The organism is Pseudomonas sp. GW821-FHT09E12, from assembly GCF_059416085.1.
The window spans coordinates 667,491-680,665 of record NZ_JBWKOM010000004.1; the positions used below are offsets into that span (position 1 = coordinate 667,491).

The window sequence follows — 13,175 nt, forward strand, 5'->3', positions numbered from 1 at the left end:
GCTCGCCTGAACACAACGACCCGCCTTGGAGCGGGTCGTTTTCGTTTGGCTTGAGGGGCTTTTTACAGCTGGTAGCTGAAACTCAGGGTGTAGCGCGGGCGCCGGTTGTGGGTGTCCAGGGCTTCATCGGACATCGGCTTGGCCGCTTCGAGGGAGATGTTGTAGTACTTGGCGTCGCCAAAGCGCAGGCCGACGGCGGCCGATGACAGGTCGTTGCCCTTGACCGGCAGTTCGTTGAACCAGGTCCGCGAGCGATCCAGCACCACGTACGGCTGGAGGATTCGCAGCCAGCGGTCTTCGCGATTGAAGCTGTAGTTCACCTCGTAGGCCGCGCCCCAGCCCTTGTCGCCAGACGCCTGGTCGTCGGGGTAGCCACGGCCGAAGTTCTGCCCGCCGAACACCGCGCGCTCGCTGTCGGGCAGGTTGTCGCGGCTCCAGTACAGGGCCGCCGACAGCACTCCTTGCCAGTTGTCGAAGAACTTGTCGCTCTGCACGCCGGACAGGCGCACGCGGAAGAAGTCCAGGTCGTACAGGTTGTCGTTGGTCTTCGCGCCCAGGGCGTCCAGCCCCTGGTACACCCCGGCACTGAGAATCCTTAGTTGGCGTGCATTGGCCTTGCGCCAGTCGCCCTCGAAGGCCAGGGCGCGAATGTCGGTTTTCAGTTCGACGCTCTGCGGATAACCCACCACTTGATAGCGGGTCTTGTCGTTGACCGCATACAGGCGCGAACCCAGGATCAGCAGCTCGTTGGGCGCGGCGATGACCGGGTGGCTCAAGCCTATGGAGTAGCGATCGTTCTCCCGATGGGGTTTGAGTTCGAGGCCGTTGTCGAGCCGAACATTGGTCCCCGGGTCGGCGCGGTAGCGCGTGCCGTACAGGCTCAGCTGGGTGCCTTCGTCATTGAGAAACTGGTTGTAGTCCAGGCGGTAGTAGTGCTCGTGATCGTCCCCCGGCGGGAACAGACCGCTGAGGGTTACCTGCTCGCCCATGGAGGTCTGCGAGTTGCTGCTGACCGCCAGCAGGGCTTGCAGGCCATTGCGGTTGTCGTCGGTGGTGCTGAGGCTGCTGGTGAACGGTTTGCGGCTGGCCTGGGCAATCAGGTAGGCCGCGCCGTCGGTGGTTCCCGGTGGCGGCACCTGGGCTTGCAGGGTGACCCCGGGAATGCGGCTCATCAGGGTGGTGTAGTGCTCGAAGGTCTTGCGGGTCAGCGGCCGTTCGGCCTTGAGTTTTGCCACCAGTTTGTCGAGGTAGGCCGAGACCGGGCCGATATCGCCCTGCAGTTGGTAGTCCTTGATGTAGCCCTCCACCAGGACTACGCGCACGGTGCCCTGGTCGAAGCTCTGTTGCGGCAGGAACGCATAGGACAACAGATAGCCGTCCTGCTGGTAGCGGCGGGTGATTTCCCGGGTGGCTTCGATCAGTTGCCCCAGGGTGCTTGCATGGCCGATCAGCGGCTTGTAGATCTCTGCCAGCTCGCTCAGCGGATAGAGGGTGCCGCCCTCGATCTGCACGGTGCTGACGTTGACTGTGGTGCCCATCATCAGGGGCTGGGCCTGGGGTTCAGTGGGGGGCGCCAGTTTGGGCGCCGGGGTCGTGGGGCGGTAGGCGTCGGCCGGCAGGTTGGGCACCGGCAGGTTGCGGATGGTTTCGTTGCTATTGAGAAAGCTGGGAAGGTTTTCGGCGTGGACGTATGAGCAAAGCGAGACTAACAGCAAGGGAGCCAAAGCGCGCATAGGACACTCCATGGTCAAGTCGCAGCAACGCGAGAGGTACTTCAGTCGGCGGCGCTTGTCAGGGTCTTGGCCTTGATCAAGGACTGCAACCGTCATGCTCCAGGCAAGAAAAAGACGAGAGACTCAATCGAATCCCTCGTCTCCAACCAAGCGTAGGCGCTGTAGGTAGGGCCGTCGAATCGGCCAGGTGCAAAACGCTTATCGGGTGCCGCTCAAGGTTCCGGTCAGCCCGCCGAGCACGCCACCGAGGCTGCCCGTGGTGCCGCCGGTGGTGCCACCGTCGACCAGGGTCCCGACCGAGGTGACCGTGGCCCCCAGGGTGTTCACGGTCTGGCCGACGGTGCTCACCACAGGGTTGGGGGCGCTGGCGGTGAGGGTGGTGCCTACCGTGCTGACGGCGCCTCCTACCTGGGTGAGCAGGCCGGCGATGGGGGTGCCGGTGCCGGTCGTGGCGCCCACTTGCTGGGTCAGGCCGGTGACGGTCGTGGTGACCGGGTTCAACGCTGCGCCGACCGTGGCGCCGACACCGGCCAGTGGCGCAGTGGCGCCGACATTGGCCACACCCGTGCCGCCCAGGGCTCCGCCCACCGAGGCTACGACGTTGCCGACCGAGGCTGTGCTTACCCCTGTGGCGCTGACCAGGGTGTTGGTGTTGCCGGCATTCAAGCCGGTACCCAGGTTGACCACCGCACCGCCGACGGTTTCCAGCAGGCCGGCGCCGCCAATGGTTCCCCCGCCGGTGCTCGGGGCGGTCGTCAGGTTGCTGGTGTTGCCGATGGTGGTGGCGACATTGTTCAGGGTGCCGCCCAGGGTATTGGTCAGCGTGTTGCCACTGCCCGTGGCGGTGACTTTGTCGCCCAGGCCGTCGACGGTCGTTGCCACCTTGTCGATCAGGCCGCCGACCGGAGCGCTCAGGCCCGTGGAGCTGACCACCTTGCCGGTCAGGCCTTCTGCCAGGGTGACGACCGGCACCAGCAGGTTGTTGCCCACCTTGTCTGTCACTGTCCCCAGGGGGCCGCTACTGGTCACGGTGGTGAGTGTGTCGCCGAGCATGCTGACCTTGTCGCCGACGCCGTCGAGTACCGGTGCCACTCGGGTGACCACGCCGCCCACCAGGGGAATGCTGCTGGTGCTGGTGGCCAGCTTGCCGCTGATGTCCGAGACGCCATCGCCGACGTCCGACACCACGTTGCCGACTATGGCCGTGGTCTTGCTCAAGGCCTGTGGGTCGCTGCCCAGTTGGCCGAGGCCATTGGTCAGGCCATCGCCTACGGTGTCGACCACATTACCGGAGGTGTTTACCGCGCTTTGCAGTACCCCGCCGACTACCGGAAGCGGAGCCAGCGCGCTGCTGAGGGTGCTGACACCGTCGCCGACGCCGCTGATGGTGCTGCCGAGGTCGGACACCAGGGTCGAGGTGACCAACGGGGTAGTGGTGGGGGTTGTCGGGTCGGTCGGATCCGTTGGGTTGGTTGGATCGGTGCCGCCACCGGTCCCGCCACCAGTACCTCCGGTCCCGCCAGTACCTCCCGTCCCTGCAGTGCCGCCGCCGATTCCGCCTGTACCATCAGTGCCGCCATCGATTCCGCCGGTACCGCCTGTACCTGCGGTGCCGCCACCGGTGCCGCCGGCACCGCCCGAACCATCGCCGGAGCCGCCAGAGCCACTGTCGGTACCTGCCGCGCTGTCGGGCGAGGAGCTGCCGGAGCTGCTCTTGTGGCCGCCACCGCCGCTGCTGCAACCGGTCAGGCCGAGGGCCAGGATCAGGGCCAGTGCTGTGCTTGTTTTCAACCAGACTTGAGTTTTCATGAGTGAGATTCCTTGCACCTGTTACAACGTTTTGTTGTTTTCGATAACTCCCCAGTTCTGTTGCTGGAGATGTTTTCGTCCGTAGTCGCTATAAAAGGTCCAAGTGCTTTTTTTCACCATTCTCAACTTGGTATTAACAACTTATATATCGGCCGTTTTTGCTCCTGCGGAGGGACTAATGCCAAAGGTGTGGCAAACGAATTTATTTTTTAAAAGATGTTATTAATCAGTATTTTGTGATTTTTAATTGAAAATTATCAGGGTGCTTTAACGAAAGTTATATATATACAATTAATTGCCTGTCGACCCCGCCACGGATTTGGCGTCAACTTGCCTTATAATCCGCGGCCTGGCTTTTTTTCTGGAGAAACTTTATGCCTGCCCCTGTCTGGTGGCTGCTTTGCCTGCCGGTGATTGCCGGTGCTTTTTTACCCCTGCAAGCGGGAATCAACGGCCAATTGGCCAAGCAGGTTTCCAGCGTGCTGGCGGCGGCGCTGATCTCGTTTTTTGTCGGCACCGTGGCCTTGCTGGTCCTGGCCATGGCCCAGCGCGAAGTGCCCGGCCTGACGGCCTTGAAAAGCCTGACTTGGTGGCACTGGTGCGGCGGTCTGCTGGGGGCGTTTTTCATTGCCACCGCGGCCTTCGCCGGGCCACGGATCGGCGCCATGCTGTTCATGGCCCTGGTGCTGGCCGGGCAGTTGGGCATGGCCCTGGCGCTGGACCATTTCGGCTGGGCGGGGTTTCGCGAGGCACCCATCAGCCTCGGCAAGATTGCCGGGCTGGTGCTGATCCTGGCGGGAGTGTTCCTGATTCGTCGCGGTTGAGGCGGGCTCAGGCCAGCGGCTGCCAGTGCCCGCTCATATGTTCCAGGTCGCCCGCGCCGGTCAGGCGCAGGTCACCGCTCGAGCCCGCGGCGCTTGCCAGCAGGCACACCTCGCTGGGCAGGCGCACCGGCTTTCGGAAGTCCACGGCAATCTCGATAGGGGCCGCCGGCAAATGCTCGCTCAACGCCGCCAGGGTCCGCGCCTTGTTCCACAGGCCGTGGGCGATGGCCTGGGGGAAGCCGAACATTCGGGCGCTGATGGCGCTCAGGTGAATCGGGTTGTAGTCGCCGGACACCCGGGCGTAACGCCGGCCGATGTCGGCGGGGGCTTGCCAGCGCGTCAGCTCGCTGAGGCTGGCCTCGGCCGACGGCTCTTCGGCCGGTGCTTCGCCCGGCAGTTGCACACCCCGACAGAGCATCCGGCTTTGTGCTTCCCACAGCGGTCCCAGGGCGTCGTCGACGTAGGTCAACAGATCGAAAACCGCGCCTTTGGCATGGGGCTGCACGTTGTCCGCACGCACCCCGATGCTCAAGTTGCCGACCCCACCCATGGGTCGTAGCACGCGAATGCGGTTGGCCAGATGGATCAGCCCCAGCAGTGGAAAGGGGAAGTCCCTGGCGGTCAGTAATTGCATCTGCAGGGCGAACGCCAGCACATGGGGGTAGGTCGGCGGCAGCAGGCCGTTCTCGGTAAAGCCGCAGACCTGGCGATAGGCCGCAAGCTTCGCCGGTTGCACGCTCACCTGGCGGCGCAGGCCATATTCAGGCAGCTCGGTGCCGGTGATCTTGCGGCGGATCGCGGCCTTCCAGTACAGCTCGGGCAGGTTCGGCGGAGTATCCAGCTCATGCCATTGAAGGCTCATGTTCACGCTCCCAATACGCTTTGCCCACAGACTCGCAGCGCTTGCCCGCTGACCGCGCCACTGCCCGGCTGGGCGAGCCAGGCCACGGCTTCGGCGACGTCCTGCGGCAGGCCGCCTTGCCCCAGCGAACTCATGCGCCGCCCGGCCTCGCGCAGGGCGAACGGAATGTGCGCGGTCATCTGGGTTTCGATAAAGCCCGGGGCCACGGCGTTGATGCTGATGCCGCGCTCTTGCAACAGCGGGGCCCAGGACTGGGCCAGGCCGATCAGCCCGGCCTTGCTCGCCGCATAGTTGGTCTGCCCGCGATTGCCGGCGATACCGCTGATGGACGCCAGCAGGATCAGCCGACCATTGTCGTGCAGGCAGCCGCTGTCCAGCAGGGCCTTGGTCAGCATCTGCGGCGCGTTGAGGTTGACCGCCAGCACCGCGTCCCAGAATTCCGGGGTCATGTTGGCCAGGGTCTTGTCGCGGGTGATGCCGGCGTTGTGCACCACGATGTCGATGCCGTCTGGCAACTGTTCCACCAGCTGGGTCGCGGCGTCTTCGGCGCAGATATCCAGGGTGATCGCGTGGCCGCCCAGGCGCGCGGCCAGGGCTTCGAGGTCGGTCTTGGCGGCGGGCACGTCCAGCAGCACCACCTGGGCGCCATCCCGGGCCAGGGTCTCGGCGATCGAGGCGCCGATGCCGCGCGCCGCGCCGGTGACCAGGGCCCGTGCGCCGGCCAAGGGCCGGGTCCAGTCCTGGACCTGGGTGGCGCAGGGGGTCAGGCGGATCGCCTGGCCGGAGATGTAAGCGCTTTTCGGTGAGAGGAAGAAGCGCAGCGCGCCTTCCAGCTGGCTTTCGGCACCCTCACCGACATAGAGCAATTGCAGGGTGGCACCGCTGCGCAGTTCCTTGGCCAGCGAGCGGCTGAAACCCTCCAGGGCGCGTTGGGCGCTGGCGGCGAACGGATCGCCGAGGGTTTCCGGGGCGCGGCCGAGAATCACCAGGTGCGCGCTGGGTTCGAGGTTCTTCATCAGCGGCTGGAAAAATTCGCGCAACTGCTTGAGCGGGTCGGTCTGCAGGAGGTCGCTGGCGTCGAACACCACGGCCTTGAGCTTGGGGCCGTGGCCGGGAATCCAGGCGGTGGCGAGGGTCGGATCGGTGCCGTAGCTGTAGATGCTCTCGGTCAGCCGCGGGGCGATGGCGCCGATCTGCTGGGTCAGCGGGCCGCCGCCGATCAGCAGCGCCCCCTCGACCGGGCGCATGCGGCCGGCCTGCCAGCGCTCCAGACGTACCGGCGACGGCAGGCCAAGGGCCCCGACCAGGCGGTGGCCGATGGACGAGTTGGCGAAGTCGATGTAACGATCTGACATGGAACACGCTCCAGGAACTGAGGTTCAAAGTGTGGACCACGAGGGGCCTTTGGTCGTTCGGTCCATGAGATACAAGCTGGGTTCTGCATATGAACGGCCTGATCGCCGCTCGGCGACTTTTCTTACAGAACCTACGCTTGTCGGTTGTGCCACTCACAGAATAGGGAGCTTTCCATGACTCAGCTGCGTCGTGTTGCGATTATCGGCGGCAACCGCATCCCCTTTGCCCGTTCCAACGGGCCTTACGCCACCGCGAGCAACCAGGCCATGCTTACCGCGGCCCTGGAAGGCCTGATCGAGCGCTACCGCCTGCACGGCCTGCGCCTGGGCGAAGTGGCCGCTGGCGCGGTGCTCAAGCATTCCCGGGATTTCAACCTGACCCGCGAATGCGTGCTCGGCTCGCGGCTGTCGCCGACCACCCCGGCCTACGATATCCAGCAAGCCTGCGGCACCGGTCTGGAAGCGGCGTTGCTGGTGGCCAACAAGATCGCCCTGGGGCAGATCGAATGCGGCATCGCCGGCGGCGTCGATACCACCTCGGACGCGCCGATCGGGGTCAACGAGGGGCTGCGCAAGATCCTGCTGCAAGCCAACCGCGGCAAGACCCTGGGCGACAAGCTCCTGACCTTCCTGCAACTGCGCCCCCGGCACCTCAAGCCGGAACTGCCGCGCAATGGCGAACCGCGGACCGGCTTGTCCATGGGCCAGCACTGCGAGCGGATGGCGCAAACCTGGAACATTCCCCGCGACGAGCAGGATCAGTTGGCGCTGGAGAGCCATCAGAAAATGGCCGCCGCCTATGCCGAGGGTTGGCACGACGACCTGATGACCCCCTTCCTCGGTCTGACCCGCGACAACAACCTGCGCCCGGACCTGACCCTGGAAAAGCTGGCGTCGTTGAAACCCGTGTTCGAACGCAGCGACAAAGGCACCCTGACCGCGGGCAACTCCACGCCGTTGACTGATGGCGCGTCCCTGGTGCTGCTGGGCAGTGAGGAATGGGCGAAGGAGCGTGGCTTGCCGATCCTCGCCTATCTGCGCGACGGCGAAGCGGCGGCGGTGGATTTCGTCCACGGCGCGGAAGGGCTGCTGATGGCACCGGTCTATGCGGTGCCGCGCTTGCTGGCCCGTAATGGCCTGAGGCTGCAGGACTTCGATTACTACGAAATCCATGAGGCCTTCGCCGCGCAGGTGCTGTGCACGCTCAAGGCCTGGGAGGACGCGGACTACTGCAAGACCCGCCTGGGGCTGGACGCGCCCTTGGGTTCCATCGACCGCAGCCGGCTGAATGTCAAAGGCAGCTCGCTGGCCGCCGGGCATCCGTTCGCCGCCACCGGCGGGCGCATTGTCGCCAACCTGGCGAAGCTGCTGGAGGTGGCGGGGCAGGGGCGTGGCCTGATTTCGATCTGCGCCGCCGGTGGCCAGGGCGTGACGGCGATTGTCGAGCGCTGAGGGGCCAGGTGTTTGCGCAGTGGCGGCCCCTCTGTAGGAGCGAGCTTGCTCGCGATCGAGCGCGAAGCGCTCGCCAGCTTCTGTCACCTATACCCCGGCCTTTAGTAACGGGCAGCCGCCGAGCACTGGGCTATGATCCTGGTCGGTCGAGCCTGTCGACATGACGGGTTGACCTGGCACATTGAGTGCATCGGCACTGTCGTAGGTCGGTAACCTCTCCCCGTGGTGCGAGGATTGCCGTATAACGAGTGACATTCGCGTGTTTGGTAATAAAGGACCCCTGATAAAAGCTGATGAAGACTCCAAAACGCATTGAACCCCTGATCGAGGACGGTCTGGTCGACGAGGTGCTGCGCCCACTCATGAGTGGTAAAGAAGCAGCTGTTTATGTGGTGCGCTGCGGCAACGAATTACGTTGCGCCAAGGTTTACAAGGAGGCGAACAAACGAAGTTTTCGTCAGGCGGCCGAGTATCAGGAAGGCCGCAAGGTGCGCAACAGCCGTCAGGCTCGCGCGATGGCCAAGGGGTCCAAGTTCGGGCGCAAGGAGACCGAGGACGCCTGGCAGAACGCCGAAGTGGCGGCCCTGTTCCGCCTGGCCAACGCCGGGGTGCGGGTGCCCAAGCCGTTCGACTTCCTCGAAGGCGTGCTGCTGATGGAGCTGGTGGCGGATGAATACGGCGATGCCGCGCCACGCCTGAACGACGTGGTGCTGGAGCCGGATCAGGCCCGCGAATATCACGCCTTCCTGATTTCCCAGATCGTGCTGATGCTGTGTACCGGCCTGGTGCACGGTGACCTGTCCGAGTTCAACGTGCTGCTGACCCCTGACGGCCCGGTGATCATCGACCTGCCCCAGGCGGTGGATGCGGCGGGCAACAACCACGCCTTCAGCATGCTGGAGCGGGATGTCGGCAACATGGCGTCCTACTTCGGGCGTTTCGCCCCGGAGCTCAAACGCACCCGCTACGCCAAGGAGATGTGGGCCCTGTACGAAGCCGGCACCCTGCACCCGGCCAGCGTCCTGACCGGCGAGTTCGACGATCCGCAAGAACTGGCGGATGTCGGCGGCGTGCTGCGGGAGATCGAGGCGGCGCGCCTGGACGAGGAACGGCGCCAGGCCATGCGCATGGCCGACGACGCGCCACCGGCCAAGTCCGAGGAACCACCGCCTCCGCCCTGGATGCAGTGATTCACGGGCACAAAAAATCCGGCAATAGCCGGATTTTTTGTGCCCGTGAATCACGTAGCCGCTGCCGATAGGCTGCGATCGACTGCGAAGCAGGCGCTGCTCTTGAAACCGCCAGAAGGGCCTTCGGCCCTTGTCGCAGCCTGCGGCAGCGGCTACAGGTCATGGGGGCGTGCAGCATCCGCCGGAGGCCAGGTCCTTGAGAATCGGGCAGTCCGGGCGGTGGTCGCCGTGGCAGTGCTGCACCAGGTCCTGCAGGGTGTCGCGCAACCCGGCCAGCTCAGCGATTTTCCGGTTGAGCTCGTCGATGTGCTGGCGGGCCAGGGCTTTGACATCGGCGCTGGCGCGCTGGCGGTCCTGCCACAGGGTCAGCAGCTTGCCCACTTCCTCCAGGGAAAACCCCAGGTCCCGCGAGCGCTTGATAAAGGCCAGGCTGTGCAGGTCGTCGTCACCGTACAGGCGGTAGCCGCTGTCGCTGCGATGGGCCGGCCGGAGCAGGCCGATGGACTCGTAGTAGCGGATCATCTTGGCGCTCAGGCCGCTCTTGCGGGCTGCTTGGCCGATGTTCATCGGGCGTCCTCCGGGTCGTTGGGTTTCCAGGTTTTCAACAGTAGCGCATTGCTCACCACGCTGACGCTGGACAGCGCCATGGCCGCCCCGGCCAGCACCGGGTTGAGCAGGCCGAACGCCGCCAACGGAATGCCGATCAGGTTGTAGACGAAGGCCCAGAACAGGTTCTGGCGGATCTTCGCGTAGGTCTTGCGGCTGATCTCCAGGGCCGCCGGCACCAGGCGCGGGTCGCCGCGCATCAGGGTGATCCCCGCCGCGTGCATCGCCACATCGGTACCGCCGCCCATGGCGATGCCGATATCGGCGGCGGCCAGGGCCGGAGCGTCGTTGATGCCGTCGCCGACCATCGCCACCACGCCGGTCTTTTTCAGTTCGGCGACCGTGGCGGCCTTGTCGGCGGGCAGCACTTCGGCGTGTACGTCGGCAATGCCCAGGGCCTCGGCGACCACCTTGGCGCTGCCGCGGTTGTCGCCGGTCAGCAGGTGGCTGCCGATATGACGTGCACTCAGTTGCTGCACCGCTTGCAGGGCGCCGGGCTTGAGGGTGTCGCCAAAGGCGAACAGGCCCAGCACCCGAGATTGCGGCTGTTGTTCGATCAGCCAGGACAGGGTGCGGCCTTCGGTTTCCCAGGCCCGGGCCGAGGCCGCCAGGTCGCCGGCCTGCAGGCCGCTTTCTTCCAGCAGGCGCCGGTTGCCCAGGGCCAGTTGGCGGCCGTCCAGGGTGCCGGCGATGCCGCGGCCGGTCAGGGACTGGCTGGCGCTGACGTCGGCCACCGCCAGCTGGCGTTCGGCGCACAGGTCGAGAACCGCCTTGGCCAGCGGGTGTTCGCTGCCGCGTTGCAGGGCGCCGGCCAGTTGCAGCAGGCGGTCTCCGTCGCCGTCGACCGCGTCCAGGTGGGCGATGCGTGGCGTGCCGGAGGTCAGGGTGCCGGTCTTGTCGAAGACCACCGTGCTGACTTCATGGGCGCGCTCCAGGGCTTCGGCGTCCTTGATCAGGATTCCGTGGCGGGCGGCGACGCCGGTGCCGGCCATGATCGCGGTCGGCGTGGCCAGCCCCAGCGCGCAGGGGCAGGCGATGACCAGCACCGCGACCGCATTGATCAGCGCGGTTTCCAGCGGCGCGCCATACAGCCACCAGCCGACCAGCGTCGCCAGGGCCAGCACCAGCACCGCCGGCACGAACACCTGGCTGACCCGGTCCACCAGTTTCTGGATCGGTGCCTTGCCGGCCTGGGCGTCCTCCACCAGGCGGATGATGCGCGCCAGCACGGTTTCCGCGCCGAGGGCCAGGGTCCGCACCAGCAGCCGGCCTTCGCCGTTGATGGCGCCGCCGGTGACCGGGTCGCCGGGCTGTTTCGGCACCGGCAGGCTTTCACCGCTGATCAGGGCTTCGTCGGCATGGCTCTGGCCTTCGACCACTTCGCCGTCCACCGGGAAGCGCTCGCCGGGCTTGACCAGCACCAGGTCGTTCAGGCGCAGGGCGCTGATCGCCACTTCCTGCTCACGGCCATCGACGACCTGGATCGCCCGTTCCGGGCGCAAGGCTTCGAGGGCGCGGATGGCGCTGGCGGTCTGGCGCTTGGCGCGGCTTTCCAGGTACTTGCCCAGCAGCACCAGGGCGATGACCACGGCCGAGGCCTCGAAGTACAGGTGCGGCATGCCGCCGGCGGGGGTGATGGCCCATTGGTAGAGGCTCAAGCCGTAACCGGCGCTGGTGCCCAGGGCCACCAGCAGGTCCATGTTGCCGGCGCCGGCGCGCACGGCTTTCCAGGCGGCGACATAAAAACGCGCACCGAAGATGAATTGCACCGGCGTGGCCAGGACGAACTGCGCCCAGGCCGGGAGCATCCAGTGCAGGCCAAAGGGTTGCACCACCATGGGCAGTACCAGCGGCAGGGCCAGCAGGATCGCCAGCACCAGGGACCAGCGTTCGTGCCGCAGGCGTTGTTCCTGATCGTCGCGCTCGGGGTGTTCGGCCTGCCACAGGGTGGCGGAGTAGCCGGCCTTGCTGACGGCGGCGATCAAGTCGGAGCTATCGACCTGGCCCAGCAGATCGATGTGCGCGCGTTCGTTGGCCAGGTTGACGCTGACCCGGGTGACCCCGGCCACCTTGGCCAGCGCGCGTTCCACGCGACCGACGCAGGAGGCGCAGGTCATGCCGCCGATGTTCAGCTCCAGGCTGTGGGCCGGCACGCTGTAGCCGGCATCCTGCACCGCGGCCATCAACGCCGGCAGGCTGTCGCTGGGCGCCTGGACACGGGCCTGTTCGGTGGCGAGGTTGACGCTGACGGCCGCGGCGCCCGCGACCTTGCTCAAGGCGCGTTCCACGCGCCCGGCGCAGCTGGCGCAGGTCATGCCGGCAATCGGCAGGTCAAAAGTGGTTGATTCGGACATCACTGACACTCCCTGTAAACGGTGGTCTACAGGATCAACCTTGCCATGCTGGCAAGGTCAAGCGCCATGGTGCGGGGTGCTTCAATCTGTCTCGGGGGGTAGCGCCCGGATCGTCGCCCGTGCCGGTTCCGGGGAGGGACAGGGCACAGGCAACGACCCGCGGCCTCAGTATCCCAGGCCGGTGCGCTGGAGGAGCAGGCCCGACGGGCTCATGGCGATGCGGAACTTCAGTACGTCGCCGGCCTTGAGGCTGATGTCCTGGGAGCCTGGCGCGAGCATGCCCGGGTTGCAGCCCGGCATCTGCCCCGGCAGCAGTTTCAGGCGCAGCGAGACTTTGCCCGGCGGCAGGTTGAAGGACGTGGCCTGTTCCTGGAACAGCCGGCCCGCCAACTGGTCCTCGATGTACAGGCCAATTTCGCAGGACGTGGCGACTTCCAGGCGTTCCCGGGAAATGATCAGGACGCCGTAGTCCTCGCCGGCGGCGTTGACCGAAGGGGATGCCGCGATCAGGCCGAGGAGGCTGAACAGGCTGATAACCGACCAGCGCATGGCTGAATCTCCTAGTGTCGTGTCGTTGAGGGGTGAAGCTTGGCCGAGCGCGTCGCCGATTGCCAGCCCGGCAGATGCATCCGGAACTTGACCTTGCCATGATGGCAAGGTCGAGACTGGCGACAACCCTCACTACAGGAGAAGCGTCATGCAAGTGTTCAATGTCGAAGGAATGTCCTGCGGTCACTGCGTCCGGGCCATCACCCAGGCAGTGCAGAGCAAGGATCCGGCGGCCAGCGTCAAGGTCGATCTCGGGGCCAGGGAAGTGGGTGTGGAAAGTCGCTTGTCCGCCGACGAGGTGATCAGCCTGATCAGCGAAGAAGGCTATGCGGTCAAGCTGGCCTGAGTGGATTTAGCCGGTCTTTTTAATAGTTAGCGACCTATCGGAATGTTCAAGGCCTCCAAGCGCGGATAAACTGTCGGGCTGCCGACCGACCCGCA

The 13,175-nt window shown here is 65.6% G+C and carries 11 protein-coding genes; 4 read left to right on the forward strand and 7 right to left on the reverse strand.

Going from position 1 to position 13,175, the window contains the following annotated elements; genetic code table 11:
* Positions 1-62: 62 nt before the first annotated feature.
* Both AC07PQ_RS14900 and AC07PQ_RS14905 read right to left on the reverse strand, forming a co-directional pair.
* A complete protein-coding gene (locus AC07PQ_RS14900) occupies positions 63-1,733 on the reverse strand; it encodes a ShlB/FhaC/HecB family hemolysin secretion/activation protein (RefSeq protein WP_493185785.1) in 1,671 nt (556 codons plus the stop codon).
* A gap of 198 nt (positions 1,734-1,931) precedes the next feature.
* The gene (locus tag AC07PQ_RS14905) at positions 1,932-3,542 is read right to left on the reverse strand and encodes a collagen-like triple helix repeat-containing protein (protein WP_007928719.1); all 1,611 of its coding nucleotides are present in this window, start codon (positions 3,540-3,542) and stop codon (positions 1,932-1,934) included.
* A gap of 374 nt (positions 3,543-3,916) precedes the next feature.
* On the opposite strand from AC07PQ_RS14905, the gene AC07PQ_RS14910 reads away from it, so the two are divergent.
* Complete coding sequence (locus tag AC07PQ_RS14910) at positions 3,917-4,366, forward strand: DMT family transporter (RefSeq protein WP_007928728.1); 450 nt, start codon at positions 3,917-3,919, stop codon at positions 4,364-4,366.
* Positions 4,367-4,373: 7 nt separating this feature from the next.
* Here AC07PQ_RS14910 and AC07PQ_RS14915 read toward each other — a convergent pair whose 3' ends face one another.
* Positions 4,374-5,228, reverse strand: coding sequence for a MaoC family dehydratase (locus AC07PQ_RS14915; RefSeq protein ID WP_085533735.1), 855 nt, complete (start codon positions 5,226-5,228; stop codon positions 4,374-4,376).
* 2 nt (positions 5,229-5,230) lie between these two features.
* Positions 5,231-6,583: a 3-oxoacyl-ACP reductase gene (locus AC07PQ_RS14920; protein WP_493185786.1), complete on the reverse strand. Its 1,353-nt coding sequence runs from the start codon at positions 6,581-6,583 to the stop codon at positions 5,231-5,233.
* Positions 6,584-6,757: 174 nt separating this feature from the next.
* Here AC07PQ_RS14920 and AC07PQ_RS14925 point away from each other — a divergent pair, with 174 nt between their 5' ends.
* Together AC07PQ_RS14925 and AC07PQ_RS14930 are read left to right on the forward strand one after the other, a co-directional pair.
* Positions 6,758-8,035, forward strand: a complete 1,278-nt coding sequence (locus tag AC07PQ_RS14925; protein WP_007928733.1) for an acetyl-CoA C-acetyltransferase — start codon at positions 6,758-6,760, stop codon at positions 8,033-8,035.
* 293 nt (positions 8,036-8,328) lie between these two features.
* Positions 8,329-9,225, forward strand: coding sequence for a PA4780 family RIO1-like protein kinase (locus AC07PQ_RS14930; RefSeq protein WP_053259510.1), 897 nt, complete (start codon positions 8,329-8,331; stop codon positions 9,223-9,225).
* 159 nt (positions 9,226-9,384) lie between these two features.
* Here AC07PQ_RS14930 and cueR read toward each other — a convergent pair whose 3' ends face one another.
* From cueR to AC07PQ_RS14945, 3 genes are all read right to left on the reverse strand, one after another.
* Positions 9,385-9,792, reverse strand: a complete 408-nt coding sequence (gene cueR, locus AC07PQ_RS14935; protein ID WP_053259511.1) for a Cu(I)-responsive transcriptional regulator — start codon at positions 9,790-9,792, stop codon at positions 9,385-9,387.
* The gene (locus tag AC07PQ_RS14940; RefSeq protein ID WP_493185787.1) at positions 9,789-12,185 is read right to left on the reverse strand and encodes a heavy metal translocating P-type ATPase; all 2,397 of its coding nucleotides are present in this window, start codon (positions 12,183-12,185) and stop codon (positions 9,789-9,791) included. Before AC07PQ_RS14940 ends, cueR begins: the two co-directional genes overlap by 4 nt.
* A gap of 165 nt (positions 12,186-12,350) precedes the next feature.
* Positions 12,351-12,734 carry a hypothetical protein gene (locus AC07PQ_RS14945; protein WP_007923289.1) on the reverse strand — a complete coding sequence of 128 codons (384 nt, stop codon included), beginning with the start codon at positions 12,732-12,734 and terminating at the stop codon, positions 12,351-12,353.
* Between the two features lie 148 nt (positions 12,735-12,882).
* Here AC07PQ_RS14945 and AC07PQ_RS14950 point away from each other — a divergent pair, with 148 nt between their 5' ends.
* Positions 12,883-13,080, forward strand: a complete 198-nt coding sequence (locus tag AC07PQ_RS14950; RefSeq protein WP_007923288.1) for a heavy-metal-associated domain-containing protein — start codon at positions 12,883-12,885, stop codon at positions 13,078-13,080.
* The last annotated feature ends 95 nt before the right edge of the window (positions 13,081-13,175 follow it).